Origin of the sequence: Sphingobacterium sp. xlx-130, assembly GCF_011007405.1 — a bacterium.
GTDB classification, from domain to species: domain Bacteria; phylum Bacteroidota; class Bacteroidia; order Sphingobacteriales; family Sphingobacteriaceae; genus Sphingobacterium; species Sphingobacterium luzhongxinii.
In genome coordinates, this window is record NZ_WFKN01000001.1 from 458,546 (window position 1) to 477,545 (window position 19,000).

Here is a 19,000-nt window from a genome sequence, read left to right on the forward strand (position 1 = left end):
ATCATCTTTTGGAAAGACGAAATTCCGTCTAAATCCGATAATCCAGCTAGTCCAGTTTTGCTTTAAAGCCACAGACCAAAAACAACTTAAAAACAATAAACAACTATTTACAAGTACATTACAAAAACAAGCAAACCAACATCGGACCATCTGGTATAGAAAACATCTGTAAACAATCGTATCTTTGGACCACCAAACAATTTAAATCTGACACGACATGTTAAGACCCTGGACACTTGATATAGAAATAGACAAATCCGCTACAAAACCGATCTATTTGCAGATAGCAGATATTATAATCGAAAGTATCAAATCAGGTCGCCTCCCTAAAGGCACCGCCCTTCCGGGAAGCCGAACACTGGCTAACAGCCTACAAGTCAACAGAAACACCGTTATTGAAGCTATTCAGGTATTGCTCAATGAAGAATGGCTGACCAGTCAAGAAAGAAGGGGAACCTTTGTCTCGCACAATCTCCCAATTTCTTCAAAATCAAAATCCCTGCAAGCGGAAAGCGACATTGCACCTGAACCACAGCTCCCTGTGCACATTCCTTTTGATGATGGCCATCCGGACAGCAAAATCGCGCCTGTAGATCAACTTGGACGGGCCTATCGACAGATTTTCAAACGAAACGCCCGTTGGAAGATGATGGGATATTCAGAAACTAACGGTAACCTGGACTTTAGAAAAGCCATCGCAAGCATGTTAAACCAAGAGCGGAACATGCAATTGCATGAAAATCAGCTCTGCATCACACGAGGAAGCCAGATGGCCATGTACCTGGTATCACAGTGTCTTTTACGCCCCGGAGATTATGTAATCGTCGAATCACCTGGCTATAGTTCAGCCTGGAAAACATTTGAAAAAGCGGAAGCGAATCTGATTTATATTCCTGTCGATTCGGATGGAATAGTCGTTGAAGATATCCTACCGCATCTCGCTTCAAACCCCAAAATAAAAGCAATATACCTTACTCCACATCGGCAATACCCGACTACAGTCACGCTGAGTTTACAACGCAGGTTAGAACTGGTCAGTCTCTCCAATCAATATCAATTTACCATTATCGAGGATGATTATGACTATGAATTTCATTTTGGTTATCGTCCGCTACAACCCATTTCGGCATTCTCCGAATTGGAAAATGTAGTTTATATAGGTACATTAAGTAAGGTAGTCGCACCAGCGCTTCGAATAGGTTATCTCGCTACTAAAAACCAAAAACTGCTGGATAACATTATTGATCTCCGTCGTATCATAGATATTCAAGGCGATAGCATCATGGAGCAAGCTGTCCTCGAGCTCATAAAAGACGGAACCATAAAACGTCATATACGAAAAGCGACTCTTCATTATCAGTCCAAACAGAACTTTATGGTAAAAATGTTGGGCGAACATCTCGCTACACAGGTTACCTACCATATACCCCAAGGCGGACTTGCTTTTTGGATATGTCCTAAATACCCCGTCAACTGGACTATGGTATTTGACAGATTAACAGAAAAATCAATATCCATCTTACATCCTTCTAACTACTACGAACATACAGGTTATGAAGGACTTCGGCTAGGCTACGGTTCTGTATCCGAAGAACAGATAAAAGAGGGAATTATAGCACTTGCTGATATATTGGCAAAGGCAAGATTAGATTAAAAGCTTTTATTCTACAATCAATTTTCTCGCCCAAGCCCGCGAATGGCTCGTACTTTTTTCCGCAAAAAGTACGCAAAAACTCATCGCTCAAAACTTTTGACACAACGTTCCTGCATCCTCGTGCAATAGTCAAAATTTTTCTAGGCGATAAAGGAATTAATGCGAGGACTTTGCATTAATTAACGCTCCCCTTACAAGCTAGATTAATGTCGCCTGTGAAGATTCTGACATCAGTACTGAGAAGCACAAACGTTCGGTCAGAATGTTCAAGCGACTAGGCTTGGACACTTGGCCGATACCAAGTGTCACGCCTGTCCGGCATGGAGGACAGAGAAAACATCATAAACAGGACTTCAATTACCCCCCACGCCGCTGCTTCTAAGGTAAACAGTACCTTTTACAGACCTTATCCAACATCTAATACAAAGGATAATCCATCATCCAGTTATTAACCTTCTCTTTGATACCCTTCAACTTATTTGCATCATCTTTGTTGCGCAATGCTTCCTCCATCAAATCGACAATGGTCTCCATATCCTTTTCAAGCAATCCACGTGTCGTAATCGCTGGTGTTCCAACCCGGATACCAGAAGTCTGCAACGCCGATTTCGTATCAAATGGAATCATATTCTTATTCAAAGTAATACCCGCGTTATTCAGAACTAATTCGGCCTCCCGTCCAGATATAGACCAACTAGAAAGATCGATTAACAGCAAATGGTTATCTGTACCACCGGACACCATATCAAAATTGCGGGAACGAAGGGCGTTTTCAAAGGCTTTGGCATTCTTCTGTACCTGCTTAATATAGCTATCATATTCTGCTGTAAGTATTTCACCAAAAGCAACCGCTTTAGCGGCTATGATATGCATCAATGGACCACCTTGATTTCCAGGAAAAACCGAAGCATCTAAAAGCGAAGACATCATCCGTATATTCCCTTTATTATCTTGGAGCCCAAAGGGATTCTCAAAATCAGCCCCCATCAATATTATTCCTCCACGCGGCCCACGTAAAGTTTTATGAGTTGTACTTGTCACCACATGACAATGCGGGATTGGGTCAGACAGCAATCCCTTAGCAATAAGCCCCGCAGGATGTGCAATATCTGCCGATAACAACGCTCCTACGCTATCCGCTATCGCTCTAAATCGCTGATAGTCGATATCACGGGAATAAGCCGTAGCTCCTGCTATGATCAGATTGGGCCGTTCCCGGAGGGCAATCTCTTGGATCCGGTCATAATTTAAAAAACCAGTTTCTTTATCGACGCCGTAGAAACTGGTTTTGTATAACTTGCCTGAAAAATTGACCGAGGCTCCATGCGTGAGGTGCCCACCTTGCACCAGATCAAATCCAAGTATCTTATCACCCGGCTTAAGACAGGCCGACAGCACTGCAGCATTGGCCTGCGAACCGGAATGTGGTTGCACATTGGCGTAGCTGGCATTAAATACCTTCTTTATACGGTCTATAGCGGCCTGTTCTACCTGATCCACAACCTCACAACCGGCATAATACCTCCTGCCAGGATATCCTTCGGCGTACTTATTGGTTAATACAGAACCTGTGACCTGCATCACCTGCGGGCTTACATAGTTCTCTGAAGCGATGAGTTCCAGATCTTTCATCTGTCTGTCCTGCTCTTGTGCGATAAGATCAAAAATAAAGTTGTCTAATTCCATCATGCGTAAAAGTTTTAAGTTAAATACGAAGTTCTGTTATTATTTTCCGCAAAAGTAAGCTTCAGATGGATGGTATTGCTAGTACAGAATGTGCAATAGCTACTGATCCAGATACTCACAGCACCTCCACAACCCGGAGATTCATATAACGAACCAAATAGTACAACGACCAAGCAATAAAGCCAATAAGTAAAATCCACACCCAAAACGGGATGGTCTGCGGAGTCTCACTACCGGATATCAGAAAAGACTTCTGATATCCTTTACCATAGGCATTAATCATAATAGGCACTACACCATCGACAACAGCATTCTCCTGAATACCCTCCACCGCTATCGCGGGACCATTACGTACCTCAAAAGGAATGATCCGTATTCCTTCCTTACCAGAGGGATCTTTACTGACCAATTTCAAACTATGCTTGCCATCAACTAGTTTGCGGGTATCGATATCGATATGAATAGGTGTAGTCACTATCGCTAGAGGGTTCACCTCCTCATCCATAAATATGTATATTTTGCTTTTAGCTTCCATCTCTAAGCACTTTAAACATCCACTTCATTGATTATCATCCGCTTGATATGCGTATGCTCCTTCTCCATGGGACGAATCAGCCATTTAATGGAGAAAAAAAGTGTAGCCAGCACAATCAAGGCTACAGCCCCTATAATCCAATAGTCAAACTGGCTATCGGGTCCTGACCCATGCACCACACCCCTTAATATCTTGGACTGGTGCCTATCACAGACCGGGCATGCCCACACAGTTTGTTGTATTACGCAGAACGCAATAACGAGTATACTTCTTAACTTGTTCATCACTTCATTTGTGTTTTTAAATACTCCATAACTTCTTTAACTTCCTCTTCGCTCACTTTGGGAGCTTTATTGCCCCAACTGTTACGTTCATAGTTTATAATCGCAGTTACTTCTTTCTCGGTCCAGCCCATATTATGCCCCACCGCAGGCATCGCACTATATTCAGGTCTGGAATCATAACCGTTCATGATAATATCTACATATAGCTTGAGGTCATTGCTAAGCACGATTTTACTATTTTTCAAAGGAGGAAACGCTCCTGCCAATCCTTCGCCAGAAGCCTGGTGACAGGATTGGCAATTGGCGGCATACAATGTCTGTCCATCCAATAGTCCATCATCCATTTTTGATACGGTTCCCCCAACTTTCTCTTCCGGCTTATAAAGAAAAGATGGCGTAGTTGTAGCTTCAGGAAGCGGAGCCTGCTTCAGCTCCTGCAGGTAAGCGACAAGATATAGTGCCTCTTGGGTAGCCACCGCCCTCTTATTCCCTTTCCGCATAGCTATAGGCACATTTACTGCGATATCTCCTTCCTCCAAAACCTCTTTATGTGTAAACAGCCAAGGATAAGCCGGCATAATAGACTCCTTAACAACCAGACGTGGGTTATATAAATGGAGGAGATGCCAATCCAGACTAGGTTGCCTATTTCCTACATCCGTCAGGTCAGGTCCTGTCCGTTCAGTCCCCATCAATGTTGCTGTATTTCGCCAAGTATCCACACGCTTGCTCAATGCATAATCAGCAGCTATGGATGGTCTATTGCCCCACACTTTATCCATATGCACATTACGTACCTGTTGACTATGGCATGCCACACAACCATTGGATATATAGAGATCCCTACCTTTTCTTGCATTTTCACTCAGGGGCTGCGCATCCGGCAGAGGACCGTTATTCATCTGATTATCAAATGCTGGCACAATAGCAATAACAACAGTCAGTAACAGAAATAAAACCGTAGCCGTTGTAAATAGCTTTTTATGATTATTAAAAATTTCCATTTTTAGCTTCCTCCTTTAGTTGTTTTCGACATTTTCCTCTTCCAGATAAGTGATAACCTGATCCACAAGTGACTTATCCTCTTTACTTACAGCCATCATCTGGAACACATTATACGCAAATACGATATGCGATATCCACATTAAAGTACCGCCTATTGCGCGCCACAGCCAATAAGGCATCATCAAAGGCACGCTATCGATAAATGGCACATTTTCCATCCATGCTAAACCACGCAATGTCCCTCCATACATCAGGGAGACCGAATAAATCATCAGACCGATTAATGCTAGCCAAAAATGAGCACCTATGGCTGCCTGTCCGGATTCCTTTCCCGTAAGACGCGGAAGCAGAGCATAGATCCCGCCCCACAGTAGAAAGGCAATAATACCATACATCGTCATATGGGAATGCGCTACCGTAAAGTCAGTAAAATGCCAAAGTAGATTCGTGTACCGGAAGGCTTCAGCTGTTCCCTGCATCGATCCCGTAAAGTAAAAAACAATACCTACGACAAAAAAAGGAAGAGAATAACTATCTCTCACTTTGTGCCAGGCACCACGGAAAGTCATGATAAAATTGGTCGTACCTGCCGCCACAGGGATCACCATGCCTGCACTGGCCACAATAGCAACAGTTTGTAGCCACCAGGGAATAGCACTAAAAACAAAGTGGTGTGTACCAATAAGCGTATAGAACAGAATCTGTGTCCAGAACGCCAGTATACCCAGACTATAGGAGTAAATAGGGCGATTGAGCTGTTGGGGCAGAAAATAATAGACAATTCCTAAGGTAAACAGCATAAACCACATCCCTACCGCCTGATGCATATAATATCCCTGAATAATAGTCTCCCCCAATCCATCTTGATAAGAAGGAAGATAGCCCACTACAGCAACAATAGAAATGAACAATACAGCCGATACAATATACCAGTTGGATATATAAATCTCTTTGGTTTCTCTTTTTGCTATTGTTTTGAGGTAGCTCCCTAAGGTAAAAGTCAATCCCAAAGCAAACAGCAGCATGATGGGCCAAATATACTCGCGATACTCGCCGCCGCCATTGTTTATCCCGGCCATCAGACTGATACTGCCAAATAATACGCAGGCATTGATCAATATCAAAGAGTACCACCCCCAATTGACTTTCTGCAACGGTACATTACTCACCTTAGCAACAATATAATAGCCCAACCCGATCATCCCTAAGGATGACCAGCCCCAGAAAACAGCATTGGTATGTACCGGACGTAGCCGTCCAAAACTGAGCCAGCTTATTGCTTCGGCATCGGGCGCAATAAATTTGATACCCAGATATTCACCTACAGTCGTACCAAATAACAACCAGAATGTAGCCGTACCGATAAACCACTGTATCAATCTGGAACTTGAAGCATCTATTTTAGGTCTAGGGAGTGCTTTTCGCTTTTTAGCTACGAAAGGAAGATTCTCCAAATCCCGGCTCTGCAACAGTCCTTTTTCATCAGATACCGCCGCTGCCCCACTCAGTTCCTGATCCGAAAGCCGATATTGGAGTGCCCCCATCCGCTTTTCAAAAACAGCGGCATCTACATCATCCTGTTTCCGCACATAGTCAGCGAGTTCTTCCGCTTCCTTCTTTGTTCCCATATTGACAGACTTGCGCACCTGCTTCCTGATCTGTACAACCAGCAGGATAATGGCGACAACAAGTGGAATGGCTACCAGAACCATCGTCACTAATACACCGCCTTGACTGAGCAAATCCAGATCATCTACTTTTTCGTAAAACTGTGCTCTAGCCTGTAATGCAGCTCCCAACAGAAAGAAAAGAACGGCACCAACTCGTTTATTTTTAACCAATTGACTGATCACGCTCCATAATCGACTGACCTGCTCTGCACTGCTATCCCGTATCAGCTCATCCAAACGTTTTCCATAACCTTCATCTCGATGCAGGCGTCCTTGTAGCAACTGCCAGTACCGATTGATATACTTATAGAGTAAAGTCGAGACGATAAACAGAAATAAAACCAATACAACCCCAAGACAGGTTATCCAATCCATATCATGAAATGAAAAAGAGGTAGGGAGCATGACATGTGCTTTGGAAACCTGCGGGCTGTACAACAGTAAACAACTAAAAAGTAAACTATAAAATCTTGACATTGCCATAAAGAATAATTATTCGTTTTAAAGAATATGATTAGAATCGACCCGGGCTGGGGATATATGGCTTTGGAAAAAGAGGTCAGGAATGGATTCGAACCATTATAAAAGGTCTTGCAAACCTTTACCTTCCAATCAGTCACCTGACCTTAAGATCTTCACTTTAGTAGATCATCTTTTGTTACCCAAAGATACGCCATATGGTAATAAATTTGCCATGACAGTTCAGGCAAAATCACCTAGTCCAGCTTAGCGCAGACGCTGTTGTTATTTTATTTTTTAGCATACCCGACAGTACTGAATGGGCTGCTTCAATAGTATGATCGAGGTCTTCTTGCGTAAGCGCATCAGACAAAAACCAGGACTCGAATGGAGAAGGCGGAAGATAAATTCCCTGCTCCAGCATACCATGGAAAAACGTACGAAATACACCTGCATCTGCACCTTGGGCTGATACATAATCCGTAACCACATCGCTATTGAAATACAGAGAAATCATAGAACCTACACTGTTGATACAGACCTGAATCTGCAATTCCTCAAACAAGGATTTCAATCCCTCTTCCAAATAAGCCGTCTTATGTTGAATCCTCCGATACAGCGCTTCATCCTTATTGATCCGTTTCAGCATCTGTATTCCTGCCGACATGGCTAAAGGGTTCCCGGAAAGTGTCCCCGCTTGATAAACAGGCCCCAAGGGTGCTAACTGATCCATAATATGACTTTTACCAGCAAATGCGCCAACTGGCAATCCGCCTCCGACAATTTTTCCAAAGGTCACCAAATCGGCTTCTACCTTAAAATACTCCTGTGCTCCCCCCCGTGCCAGCCGGAACCCGGTCATTACTTCATCAAAGATCAATAAAGCCTGATACTGGGAACAAAGTTTACGTAAACCCTCCAAAAATCCCGAGACAGGACCCACACAGCCCATATTACCTGCTACTGGTTCGACAATTACTGCTGCAATACTTTCGGGAAACTGCTCAAATAAAAGCGCGACACTATCTAGCGAGTTGAAATCAGCCAATAAAGTATCCACTACCGCTCCCTGTGGTACTCCTGCCGAATCCGGAATCCCCAATGTAGACAAGCCACTACCTCCAGCAACCAAGAAGTAATCGGCATGGCCGTGGTAACAGCCAATAAATTTGATGATCTTGCTCCTCCCTGTAAATCCGCGCGCAAGTCGAATAGCGCTCATCGTTGCTTCTGTACCTGAATTGACAAAGCGAACCTTCTCCACATGGGGTACAGCATCGACAAATAACTTTGCCAGCTCTATCTCCGCTTCTGTAGGAATACCATACGAAGTCCCCAAAAGTGATTGCTTCCGAATCGAATCCACCACAGAAAAAAAGGCATGCCCAAACAAGAGGGCTCCCCAAGAATTCACATAGTCTATATAAGTATTATCATCCGCATCGTACAGATAAGCGCCTTTCCCTTTTTTCACAAAAACAGGATTCCCTCCCACACCATTAAATGCCCTAACAGGAGAATTCACTCCCCCAGGAATAAGCGATCCTGCCCTCAGAAAAAGCCGTCTACTGTTCTCATATCTGTCTTTCTTCATGATCCTATTATATTAAAGTGTAATCAATCCATCTTCTTCCTGTAACAGATTAAAGTACTTTAGCGCCTGTACCACTCCTTGTTCATCGACTTCGGCCGTGACATGATAAGCGATATCCTTTACCTCCTGACGCGCATTCCCCATAGCCACTCCATACTTAACATATTTGAGCATTTCGATATCATTGCCACCGTCTCCAAAAGCCATCGTATCACGTTTTCCAATTCCATAATAACGTAACCAAAAGGCGACTCCGGTCGCTTTGTTGTAACGCTGATTGTTGATATCTGCAAAATCATCATGCCACCTCGTCGCTACACAATTGACCATAATATTATCGATGATTGTCTTTTCCTGCTCAGGAGTGATATAAACAGTCAGCTGAAATACTTTGGAACGCAACAACTCCAACAGAGGGCGCTTTTCAGGAAGAGGGATATGGATAAGTGAATAATGATGCTTCAGTAATTCGTTAATATCATTGGCAAAAACACCTTCCTCGGTCATGTAAGAAACACAAAATGCCGAAGGTCTGGACTCTAGGTATTGTACCAGATTAAATAGATCTATATAAGGTATAGATGATTTATAAAGAACTTTTCCTTCCGCATCGATGCCTACCGCTCCATTCGAAGCAACAAATCCATCAAAAGGAAAGTCGGTGACACGCTTAATCTGCGCATAGGAACGCCCAGACGCGACAAACACCTTTATTCCACTGTTTTTTAAACAGCGTAGACTATCAAGAATCGAATCAGGAATAGTCTCTTCATTAAATCGTAATAAAGTACCGTCTACATCAAAAAAAATAGCTTTAACCATAGTTGTACAGGGTTTAATAAACACAGTACAAACATAGGTCTAAGCTGGAACAGTTAAATGATACAGAAATAAAAATACGACATAGTCCAGATATACCTCATTTGCTGGATTACCAAGGGTAATTATAATAAGAACTTGCGTTCTCATCGGTCAGCATAACACGCAATGAGGGATTCATTAGCGCGTCATCAAATGCTATTTTCTGCTTACCAACAAAGAGGTAAGGGTATACAAACCGAATGCCGTGGCTATAATCTACGTAATAATCGGCATGTCCGGTAAATACGGGCTGTATAGGTTTAGCATCCAATTTATGCCAACCGTATAGTGCCAATTTCCCTTTAGTGGCCCGAAGCTTTTCAGTCGACACCACATCCTTCTTAATTCCGGCGATAAGGCCTTTTCGCCCTTGTCTTTGTTGTTCAATACGAACATTGTGCGCCACAAAGGTATTGAACTGCTCTCTATCTTCTGTTAATGGTAAAGGCTCGAGCTTCACCTTTGCCTGTTGATAAACAGCATCACAGATCTTACTATTGCTCAACACGAATCCCAACGAATCGGCTATATACTGAGCCGTGCTAGGTCTTATCGGCAATCGCACGAAATCGACATCCGTACCCAACATGAGGTAATCAGGCATGACATAATAATAGGCATCTATCCTATTTCCCTTTTCATCCAGCCCAGTTACATCAATCCGTTGTAATTTCCGCATAAATTTTGGAAAGTTACCCCTAAGAAAACTCTCCGCTATTGCTTTCTCCCGTTGTTCGTTATCTAAATCAGAAAGTTGCTGTACAATACTCTTTGCAGGTAAGGCATTCTTCGGTAGCTTGGGTAAGTTCAATTTTTCTCCGTTAAGGGAGCGATCTATACGCTTTACAGTTCCATTGAACCCCGTTATTTCTCGGGGTAACGCATAAAGCGGTACTTTATGGTCATCTGGCGCGACGAAACCAAGTATACTCGCCTTGCTCATTCCTCCTTTTTTTGGAATGTCAATAATTGCATACGATTTGTAAGCCGGAGCGTCATGACCAATCAACGGTCTAGGTCCCCCTCCTAGACAACCACTATGAAGGAGTGTAACTTGCTGTTTGGACCCTGGGAAATAAGCATGTTGATGCCCGGAAATATACATATCCACAGCATGGTCCTTAAAGAAAGCTAAGGTAGCATCGGCGTCCTCTATTACTTCTCCGGGTTTGTTTTTCGCCTCTACCATAGCATATAAAGGTAAATGCCCTAAAACTATTCGCCCCCTTGCTTTCCGCGCATAGTCAGAGGACAATTGTGTTACCATCCAGCTCTTTACCGCATCAGGAATAACCGATGCTGAAGCATCCCAACTCAAAAACAAGATGTTATTCTTTAGATAAGAGAAATAATACGGAAAGTGGGTATCATCTACGAAAGTAAGTTTTGCCTGATCTTTATACGCTGTCCAGAAAGCAGAAGCCGCTTCCCGATCATTTTTATAATTGGGAGAAGCATCATGATTACCCATCGTAAAACCAAAAGGAATATTCATCTGCTGGATAGGCTCCAACACCGAAGCCTGAAATCCGCTCCACATACTATCTAGCTGAGATCTACGTAAAGAGGCTTTTTGTCCTGCGACCATATCCCCTCCACATAAGATAATATCTGGATTGATATCCTTTATCCGCCCCACCAAACGATGTACCTCCGTACTGTATGTGACCGAACCATACGCATCATTCAAATCCGAAATCACCAATATCTTTAGATCCCGGTCTTTCTGTTCGCGCTCTAAATCCTGACCAAAACAGGCCATAGAAAAGAGAGAAAGAACAAAGACAGAAAAAAAGCGCAGATTGAAACACATATTGGAATAATAAAAAGTACGGCTAAAATTACCTAAATTGCATTAGCAAACCTAAGAAAAATCAACATGAAGCTTTTGTTCTTACTTCTTCTATTTCCTTTAATGTCATTCTATCCTATAGATCCTTCTATAGAAATAATCATACAACCACGTAGTAGTTGGAATGCACAAACAGCACGTCCTTATAAAAAGCATACCCCTGTACGAATTACCATACATCACGAAGGAGGAAAAATAGTATTGGAAAATGGAGATGCTAAACAAAGGCTAAAGAATATACAGACTTGGTGCATGGGACCTGAGCGCAATTGGACAGATATCCCGTATCACTACCTGATAGCTCCAGATGGCACTGTCTATCAAGGTAGAGATGTGCTGACAGTGGGCGAGACCAATACAGACTATGATCCTACAGGCCATCTTTTGATATCTTTTCTGGGAAACTACAATGAACAGCAACTCAATGAACACCTCCTAGATGTCCTGGTGAAGCTTACTGCTTCTTTCTGTCAACAGTATGACATATCGCCTGAAACAATAGCCACCCATCGCGACTATTGTGGACATACCAATTGTCCAGGCCAGAACATCTACACCTATTTCGAGAATGGATACATCAAAAACAGTGTAAAGAAACTCTTGCTGGAAGCTCCGTTAAAGTAACTGACGTCCCAAAGCCTTTATGTTATCCAACCACTTCGTACGCTGAGCATCCGTTGAATTACGTATAACCCCAACATACGTAACCTTTACCGGCTTGATTCCGCAGAATTCCAGAATCGACTTTTTCAGTTGATTGACACTAGGCCTTCCAAAAAATAAACGGTAATACCATCCCGGTTGATCCAGAGTGGTTATAATATGAGCGGTCTTAACACGCAGCAACTTGTCCCACCAAACAGAATTTGGACGGTACTTGTACGCCATACCAGGCAAAAAAAGTCGATCCACAAAGCCCTTGGTTACTGCAGGGAGCCCACCCCACCAAACAGGATGAATCCAAACGAGATGGTCGGCCCATAAAATACTATCCCAAGCCTGTATCAAATCGGGCTCTAACTCCATCCGTTGTTGATATCCGTACTGTAGATTAGGGTCAAATTGCAACTCACCAATAGGAATAACCCTTATTTCGGCTTGCTGCCCAAGTGCTCCATCCCAATAGGCTTGTACCAAAGCACTGTTAAAAGATTTCTTATTGGGATGTCCATTGATAATTAAGATCTTCTTCATGTCTGCGAAAATATAGTATGCAAAGCTAACAGCTATACCAACCGATTATACAGGACAAATGTCTAAAAAGAAAGCGATTTACGAATACGGCTTAAATGTCGTTGGGTGATCCCCAGATAAGAAGAGAGGTACTGTAAAGGTATGGATTGTATATAATCAGGTTGTTTTTTGAGCAAACTACCGTAACGCGATGAAGCACTTTCTTTTTGCAATTGAAACACCCGTTCTTCAAGCTCTATATATTGTTGCTCGGCTATGATCTTCAAGAACTTCGTCCATTTCGGGTCAGACGCTTCCAAGTCTTCTACCTTCTTCATAGTTAGAACCCAAATCTTCGCTTCAGTAAGGGCTTGCAAGTTTTCGACACTCGGTGCACCCGAGATAAAAGAAGAATAAGCCCCCAACATACCGTTAGGAAAACGGAAACAATAAGTAACATCATCTCCCTTCTCCGTATGATAATAGGAACGGAATATACCTGACTCAATAAAAGCGACTTCCTTACAGACTTGACCCGCCTGAGCAAAATAACCCATTTTGGACAATGTCCGATATTCAAATAGGGGTAAAAAACCTGCTACCTCTTCTTTACTGAAAATACCAAAACTTAAAAAAAAATGTTCGATCATACCTCACAAAAGTAAGTTATATGGGGCATTGTAATATATTCATACTACTAAAATGTACTTAAGAGAAGGAGCACCTATGTATAGGAAAACAGGGCTTTATCAAAACATATTAAAATTTTGAAAAGATCTCCTCTGCTTCCTTATCATCAAAACTCTTAATTTCTCTTTTTAACTTCGCTTTCATCTTAGCCACAACACTTTTATAGGCAGGGTCATTATAAACATTATTCAACTCCTGTGGATCTTTTTCCAGATCGAAGAGCTCCCATACATCTACACGTTTATAGAAACGAATTAATTTATAGCGATCGTCCTTTACGCCGAAATGTGGAGACACCGCGTGCTCGCCATTTTCAAAATAGTGGTAATACAATGCTTTACGATGGGGTTTAGAAGGAGATTTCAGAACTTTAGCGAAAGATTGCCCTTGCATATCTTTAGGAATATCTACCCCGGCCAATTCTAATACTGTAGGAGCAATATCTGCATTGACAATATTGGCATCGATATGTGCCCCTACGGGGATGGTCCCTGGATACTTCATCAACATTGGGGTACGAAACGATTCTTCGTACATAAAACGTTTATCAAACCATCCATGTTCACCCATATAGAATCCTTGATCAGAAAGATAAATCACCACCGTATTATCATCAAGATTACGCGCTTTTAGATAATCCAACACTTTACCTATATTCCTGTCCATAGAACGCGCCGTATTTAGATAATCTATCATATAGCGTTGATATTTCCATTTAGCAAGATCATCTCCAGAAAGATTAGCTGCTTCCAACTTTTCATAAATTGGCTTATAATATGCTGCATATTGCTTTTTCTGTTCCGGGTTCATCCTTTTAAAATTTCCATCCACCATCATTTTCTCCCAGGATTCAAACATTTTTAAATCGTACCCCATCTTCATGTCTTTATTAATAGACATTTCCTGTACTGCTGCTGCAGACCTCCCTGAATAATCATCGAAGAAACTAGGAGGAAGAGGGATACTATCCTGATCAAATTCCCCAAAGTCCTTGGGGTCAGGCATCCAAGTTCTATGGGTAGCTTTATGGCCGATGACCAAACAAAATGGATAATTATCTGCCGTTGAATCTAACCAAGCCAATGCCTTTTCAGTAACGATATCCGACACGTAGCCCTCACTTCTCTTTTTTCCATCCTGTGAAATAAAATCCGGATTGAAATAATGCCCCTGTCCTACCAATATATCGTAATAATCAAATCCTTGAAGCTCCTCACCTAAATGAATTTTACCGACCCAAGCTGTCTTATACCCCACTTGTTGCAACTCTTTAATAAAGGTATTCTGCGAAAAATTAAAAGTAGAGGTTTCATTATCTTTGAATCCATTTTTGTGGCTATATTTCCCTGTTAAAAGGGTCGCTCTAGCTGGGCCACATATCGAATTATTTACATAAGTCCGATTAAAAGTAGCACCTTCTTGGGCGATTCTGTCTATATTAGTCGTCCGACCTAATTTCGAACCATAGGCACTGATAGTCTGATAGGAGTGATCATCCGAAATAATAATTACCACATTGGGTTTCTTATGTTGTCCACTCAATGTCAATCCCCACAGAGAGGCAATAAAAAAAACAGAAAATCGAAAAAAAAACATTTTTTATTAGTTTTATGGTAATTAGGTATATATAAGGGCAAGGTAGTAAAATTATAAATTCTCGACAAGAGATAGGATATAGTACGACATAATTAATCCGGGTAAAAAGGAGAATTTAACACTAGATATTGCGGAGATTTCATATGCGATGCATTATCCATCACCCAGCTATTTTTCGAAGATATTTAAAACACAAAAGGTATATCCCCCATCTCTTATCGGCAGAGTTTATTCTCATAAAAAAATAAAATGTCACAATACTATGACTATATCAATATTAACAAGTATTTAACATTTTAAATTGATTTATACGGTTAACTTTGGGTATTCATAATTTAGGTTAATAATTGGTTAGTTAAGAACGCCTGTAGCTCCCCGCTTCAGGCGTTTTTTTTATAATTCTTCGTCGTGCTGTGTTCTATCTAACCCCAATTCTTCATCTTTCTCGTGCACACGCAACGGAGCAATCAGATCAGTAAGCTTAAGGAGTAATAGCGCTCCAAAGAAAGCAAAAATAGAAACAGCAACGAGTGCAATCACATGTGCTGTAAACAAATTTGTCTCACCAAAGTATAAACCGTTCTCTTTCAAGACTGGGTTTATTGAGTTATGTGCGAATACGGCAGTCAATACCATCCCGACCATACCTCCTACTCCATGACAAGGAAACACATCCAACGTGTCATCGATACGGGTTTTACTACGTAGAAATACTAGCAAATTACTTACTAAAGCAGCAATTAATCCAATAACAATAGAATGCGATATACTTACAAATCCTGCAGCGGGAGTGATCGCGACAAGTCCAACGACAGCACCGATACATGCACCCATTGCCGATGGCTTCTTACCTCGAATAATATCGACAAAAATCCAAGACATAGCTGCTACAGCAGAAGCTATCGTGGTTGTTGCAAATGCATGCGCAGCCAAACTGTTCGCCCCTCCTGCCGACCCAGCATTAAAACCAAACCAACCAAACCACAACAATGCCGTACCTAAAATAACATAACTGATCCGAGCTGGTGAATGTGTCGGAGTCCTTCTTCCTTTTAAGTAAAGCGCCGAAGCCAACGCAGCCCAACCCGCAGACATGTGTACGACTGTACCCCCTGCAAAATCTAATACGCCATACCTCGCTAGAATACCTTCGGGATGCCAGGTTGCGTGAGCCAAGGGCATATAAATGAATATACTAAAAAGTAGAATAAATACCATGTAAGAATTAAAGCGAACTCGCTCGGCAAAGGCTCCGGTGATAAGAGCAGGTGCTATAATAGCGAATTTTAACTGAAACATCGCAAAAAGAATCAGGGGAACGGTTGGTAACCCCTCCCAAGCTACATTGCCCAGCATTCCTTTCATCATATAAAAAGTTCGAGGATCACCTATAATTCCTCCAATATCTTCGCCAAATGCCAAACTGAAACCAAAAACAACCCATACAATCGATATTAGGCACATACAAATAAAGCTCTGCAACATTGTCGAAATAACATTCTTTTTACTAACCATACCTCCATAGAAAAATGCTAAACCCGGAGTCATAATCAGCACCAATGCGGAGGAAGTCAACAACCATGCTGTATCTCCTGAATCCAGCTTGACGTTGGACAGGTTTGCCATTTCTGTAGGAGATCCAAACAGACCTATAATACCCAAAGCAATTAACACAATAAACGGAATCGTCTTTTTCATTTGAATAGATTAAATTAGATTAGTATTTACATTCAAAAATACATATTTCAATAAAATATTATCAACAAAAAACAGCTTTTATTAATAATATTTTATTGAAAAAACGAAATACATAAAACAAATGAAATAAAAAAGTGCAATACATTGAAAATGTATTGCACTTTTTTGAGGACAAAGCTCACTCCTATTCGCCCTTATCTTGAAAATGCTTTTCCAAAATATCAAAGGTCACTTCTGCCATTTTATTACCTTGACTATCCAATAATGGATTTACTTCTACAATCTCTAAACAACATACTTTACCTGAATCTGACACCCCTTTTAATAAGGTTGAAATCTCATGAGGAAAGAAACCTCTTGGCACAGGCGTGCCCGTACCGTCCGAAATCAAATCACTATCCATACTGTCTACATCAAAAGAAAGGTACAGTATATCACATTCCTTAAGTCTTAGAAGTGCTTCCTGAATACAAACATCTATTCCACGCTCTCTGACTTCTGCCACCATAAAGTTGCGTATTCCCAAGCTCTGGATTAACGAATCTTCGGGCTGTTCAGTATCCCTCACACCAAAATAAACAAGATGTTCAGCCTTAATCTTTGGGCCAGAAAGCTTTAAGTTTTTCAGTTTATCCCAGTATGTGTGGGTTTCTTCATCCAGTTTATTAATCGCACACTCCAGGTTATCTTCGTTTAGCATAGCACCTAATGGCATGCCATGCATATTACCAGATGGCGTCGTGTACGGGGAATGTATATCGGCATGTGCATCTATCCAAACAACGCCAAGTGTCTTTTCTGGAAATGCAGATTTAATACCGCTAATTGTACCCATCGCAGACGAATGATCTCCTGAGAAAACTAGAGGAAACTGATTCCTTGAAAGACAATTACCGACCACAGTAGCAACTTCCTCGCATTGCTCGTAAACATATGGTATATATTTAGCATAAGGATGTTGATCATTTTCGTACACAGAGTCATTACGTGTCGGTACATCCACAAAAGGATAACGATGAAAAAAATCACTACCCTTATTAATCGCCGCTATCTCCATAGCATCTATCCCTAAATCCGCTCCTCTAGTACCAGCTCCAATATCTGATCTATTCTTTATTATTTCCATCGATGTCTGCATAATTTTAGTTTTGTATGACTACCTATCGAGTATAGTCCAAAAAGAGATTATTTGACAAATATCCAAAACTGCCACTAGAAACTCAAAACATACTGAACTTTTCGATAAAAAAAACTGCATTCTGTAAACAGACAAGAATTTTTATCAACACTAATGGGCTACCTCGATATATTCCACAAATTATTCAGCCTCATTGATGTCACCTATAATAATTCCTATTTTTACATACGACAAATGCTTGAACTATGAGTAAACAATCCGATCAATCGAACTATCTATATTGTGCTTTTTTGAGGGGTGTCAACGTACAAGGGACAACGATGAAGATGAAAGAGGTGTGTACATTATTTGAAAACAACGGGATGGCTAAAGTTAATGCGGTACTAGCTTCTGGCAATATCTTATTCTCCTCCGGTAAACCAAGGACGGAATTAAAAGAAATTCTGGAAAAAGCCCTCTCTTCACACTTTGACTATGATGCATTTCTTTTCCTAAAAAACAAAAAGGAACTTGAAAGCATCATAAATAGTAATCCTTTTGAACCCAATACAAATTTCCACACTTATGTATTCCTTGGAATAGATGGTATTGAAAATTTGCTAAAAAAAGAATTCGAACAGTCAAAAAAAGCACCAGGTGAAGAAGGCGCTATGTTCGGCTCAGCCTTTTATTGGAAAGTTCCAAAAGGAAGCTCCTTAGATTCTGAATTCAGTAAAGTCTTAGGGCAGAAAAAACTCAAAAACACGCTTACCTCCCGCAACATCAATACTATTGTAAAGGTCTTGCAGAAAATATAATAGGCATTATAAATAACTTCTTGTCAATAATATTGAAAGAAACTGTAAGCCGACAACTCCTCCAACTATAACACTATCAAAGGCTAAATCGCTCTGAACGAACTCTGGAAGTACATCAAGAACGATCTCTATCGTCAAATAGATAAAAAATACAGATATAATGAAAGGTGTAATAGTTTGCTTAATGATTTAATTTTCCGTATATTGAGTTTTTTGAAGGAAAAAACATCCGTATAGCTACGGCTCTGTATAATAATATTCAACATGTTTACCTTTTTGGTAAAACCTAATTTTTCCTTTCTTTTTGG

Annotated in this window: 16 protein-coding genes; 3 read left to right on the forward strand and 13 right to left on the reverse strand. The window is 41.2% G+C overall.

Translation table 11 applies throughout. The features are described from left to right. Positions 1-217 precede the first annotated feature (217 nt). Positions 218-1,654 carry a PLP-dependent aminotransferase family protein gene (locus G7B18_RS02030; RefSeq protein ID WP_164110415.1) on the forward strand — a complete coding sequence of 479 codons (1,437 nt, stop codon included), beginning with the start codon at positions 218-220 and terminating at the stop codon, positions 1,652-1,654. 417 nt (positions 1,655-2,071) lie between these two features. Here the strand turns inward: G7B18_RS02030 and glyA are convergent, their stop codons facing one another. From glyA to G7B18_RS02070, 8 genes are all read right to left on the reverse strand, one after another. Then, positions 2,072-3,340, reverse strand: coding sequence for a serine hydroxymethyltransferase (gene glyA / locus G7B18_RS02035; protein ID WP_164122011.1), 1,269 nt, complete (start codon positions 3,338-3,340; stop codon positions 2,072-2,074). 115 nt (positions 3,341-3,455) lie between these two features. Further along, the gene (locus G7B18_RS02040; protein ID WP_164121973.1) at positions 3,456-3,875 is read right to left on the reverse strand and encodes a cytochrome C; all 420 of its coding nucleotides are present in this window, start codon (positions 3,873-3,875) and stop codon (positions 3,456-3,458) included. Between the two features lie 11 nt (positions 3,876-3,886). Further along, a complete protein-coding gene (locus tag G7B18_RS02045) occupies positions 3,887-4,159 on the reverse strand; it encodes a hypothetical protein (RefSeq protein ID WP_164110419.1) in 273 nt (90 codons plus the stop codon). Next, positions 4,159-5,163: a cbb3-type cytochrome c oxidase subunit II gene (locus G7B18_RS02050; RefSeq protein ID WP_164121974.1), complete on the reverse strand. Its 1,005-nt coding sequence runs from the start codon at positions 5,161-5,163 to the stop codon at positions 4,159-4,161. The genes G7B18_RS02045 and G7B18_RS02050 overlap by 1 nt, the downstream gene beginning before the upstream one ends. Positions 5,164-5,178: 15 nt before the next feature. After that, positions 5,179-7,311 (reverse strand): cbb3-type cytochrome c oxidase subunit I, encoded by a 2,133-nt coding sequence (locus G7B18_RS02055; protein WP_240452742.1) that lies wholly within the window; start codon positions 7,309-7,311, stop codon positions 5,179-5,181. A 235-nt stretch (positions 7,312-7,546) separates the two neighbouring features. Beyond that, entirely contained in the window at positions 7,547-8,887 is a 1,341-nt protein-coding gene (gene hemL / locus G7B18_RS02060; protein ID WP_164121975.1) for a glutamate-1-semialdehyde 2,1-aminomutase, read from the reverse strand. Positions 8,888-8,899: 12 nt separating this feature from the next. Further along, positions 8,900-9,709 carry a Cof-type HAD-IIB family hydrolase gene (locus tag G7B18_RS02065; protein ID WP_164121976.1) on the reverse strand — a complete coding sequence of 270 codons (810 nt, stop codon included), beginning with the start codon at positions 9,707-9,709 and terminating at the stop codon, positions 8,900-8,902. Positions 9,710-9,818: 109 nt separating this feature from the next. Then, positions 9,819-11,561, reverse strand: coding sequence for a metallophosphoesterase family protein (locus tag G7B18_RS02070; protein WP_164121977.1), 1,743 nt, complete (start codon positions 11,559-11,561; stop codon positions 9,819-9,821). Positions 11,562-11,663: 102 nt separating this feature from the next. Here G7B18_RS02070 and G7B18_RS02075 point away from each other — a divergent pair, with 102 nt between their 5' ends. Further along, the gene (locus tag G7B18_RS02075) at positions 11,664-12,224 is read left to right on the forward strand and encodes a peptidoglycan recognition family protein (RefSeq protein ID WP_205601694.1); all 561 of its coding nucleotides are present in this window, start codon (positions 11,664-11,666) and stop codon (positions 12,222-12,224) included. Here G7B18_RS02075 and G7B18_RS02080 read toward each other — a convergent pair. The 5 genes from G7B18_RS02080 to G7B18_RS02100 all read right to left on the reverse strand — a co-directional run bounded on the left by G7B18_RS02080 (position 12,216) and on the right by G7B18_RS02100 (position 17,895). Beyond that, positions 12,216-12,794: an NAD(P)H-dependent oxidoreductase gene (locus G7B18_RS02080; RefSeq protein WP_164110432.1), complete on the reverse strand. Its 579-nt coding sequence runs from the start codon at positions 12,792-12,794 to the stop codon at positions 12,216-12,218. The genes G7B18_RS02075 and G7B18_RS02080 overlap by 9 nt on opposite strands. 62 nt (positions 12,795-12,856) lie before the next feature. Next, positions 12,857-13,423: a Crp/Fnr family transcriptional regulator gene (locus tag G7B18_RS02085; protein WP_164110434.1), complete on the reverse strand. Its 567-nt coding sequence runs from the start codon at positions 13,421-13,423 to the stop codon at positions 12,857-12,859. Positions 13,424-13,532: 109 nt separating this feature from the next. Then, positions 13,533-15,059 (reverse strand): sulfatase, encoded by a 1,527-nt coding sequence (locus G7B18_RS02090; RefSeq protein WP_164110436.1) that lies wholly within the window; start codon positions 15,057-15,059, stop codon positions 13,533-13,535. A gap of 393 nt (positions 15,060-15,452) precedes the next feature. Beyond that, the gene (locus G7B18_RS02095; protein WP_164110438.1) at positions 15,453-16,757 is read right to left on the reverse strand and encodes an ammonium transporter; all 1,305 of its coding nucleotides are present in this window, start codon (positions 16,755-16,757) and stop codon (positions 15,453-15,455) included. 184 nt (positions 16,758-16,941) lie between these two features. After that, positions 16,942-17,895, reverse strand: a complete 954-nt coding sequence (locus G7B18_RS02100) for an arginase (protein WP_164110440.1) — start codon at positions 17,893-17,895, stop codon at positions 16,942-16,944. A 245-nt stretch (positions 17,896-18,140) separates the two neighbouring features. On the opposite strand from G7B18_RS02100, the gene G7B18_RS02105 reads away from it, so the two are divergent. Further along, positions 18,141-18,692, forward strand: a complete 552-nt coding sequence (locus G7B18_RS02105; RefSeq protein WP_164110442.1) for a DUF1697 domain-containing protein — start codon at positions 18,141-18,143, stop codon at positions 18,690-18,692. The last annotated feature ends 308 nt before the right edge of the window (positions 18,693-19,000 follow it).

Bases quoted from the DNA above. Each gene is read 5' to 3' on its own strand.
- G7B18_RS02090 (WP_164110436.1), bottom strand. From the start codon at position 15,059: ATGTTTTTTTTTCGATTTTCTGTTTTTTTTATTGCCTCTCTGTGGGGA.
- G7B18_RS02095 (WP_164110438.1), bottom strand. From the start codon at position 16,757: ATGAAAAAGACGATTCCGTTTATTGTGTTAATTGCTTTGGGTATTATA.
- G7B18_RS02065 (WP_164121976.1), bottom strand. From the start codon at position 9,709: ATGGTTAAAGCTATTTTTTTTGATGTAGACGGTACTTTATTACGATTT.
- G7B18_RS02075 (WP_205601694.1), top strand. From the start codon at position 11,664: ATGTCATTCTATCCTATAGATCCTTCTATAGAAATAATCATACAACCA.
- hemL (WP_164121975.1), bottom strand. From the start codon at position 8,887: ATGAAGAAAGACAGATATGAGAACAGTAGACGGCTTTTTCTGAGGGCA.
- G7B18_RS02100 (WP_164110440.1), bottom strand. From the start codon at position 17,895: ATGCAGACATCGATGGAAATAATAAAGAATAGATCAGATATTGGAGCT.
- glyA (WP_164122011.1), bottom strand. From the start codon at position 3,340: ATGGAATTAGACAACTTTATTTTTGATCTTATCGCACAAGAGCAGGAC.
- G7B18_RS02080 (WP_164110432.1), bottom strand. From the start codon at position 12,794: ATGAAGAAGATCTTAATTATCAATGGACATCCCAATAAGAAATCTTTT.
- G7B18_RS02045 (WP_164110419.1), bottom strand. From the start codon at position 4,159: ATGAACAAGTTAAGAAGTATACTCGTTATTGCGTTCTGCGTAATACAA.
- G7B18_RS02055 (WP_240452742.1), bottom strand. From the start codon at position 7,311: ATGTCAAGATTTTATAGTTTACTTTTTAGTTGTTTACTGTTGTACAGC.
- G7B18_RS02105 (WP_164110442.1), top strand. From the start codon at position 18,141: ATGAGTAAACAATCCGATCAATCGAACTATCTATATTGTGCTTTTTTG.
- G7B18_RS02050 (WP_164121974.1), bottom strand. From the start codon at position 5,163: ATGGAAATTTTTAATAATCATAAAAAGCTATTTACAACGGCTACGGTT.
- G7B18_RS02040 (WP_164121973.1), bottom strand. From the start codon at position 3,875: ATGGAAGCTAAAAGCAAAATATACATATTTATGGATGAGGAGGTGAAC.
- G7B18_RS02085 (WP_164110434.1), bottom strand. From the start codon at position 13,423: ATGATCGAACATTTTTTTTTAAGTTTTGGTATTTTCAGTAAAGAAGAG.
- G7B18_RS02030 (WP_164110415.1), top strand. From the start codon at position 218: ATGTTAAGACCCTGGACACTTGATATAGAAATAGACAAATCCGCTACA.
- G7B18_RS02070 (WP_164121977.1), bottom strand. From the start codon at position 11,561: ATGTGTTTCAATCTGCGCTTTTTTTCTGTCTTTGTTCTTTCTCTCTTT.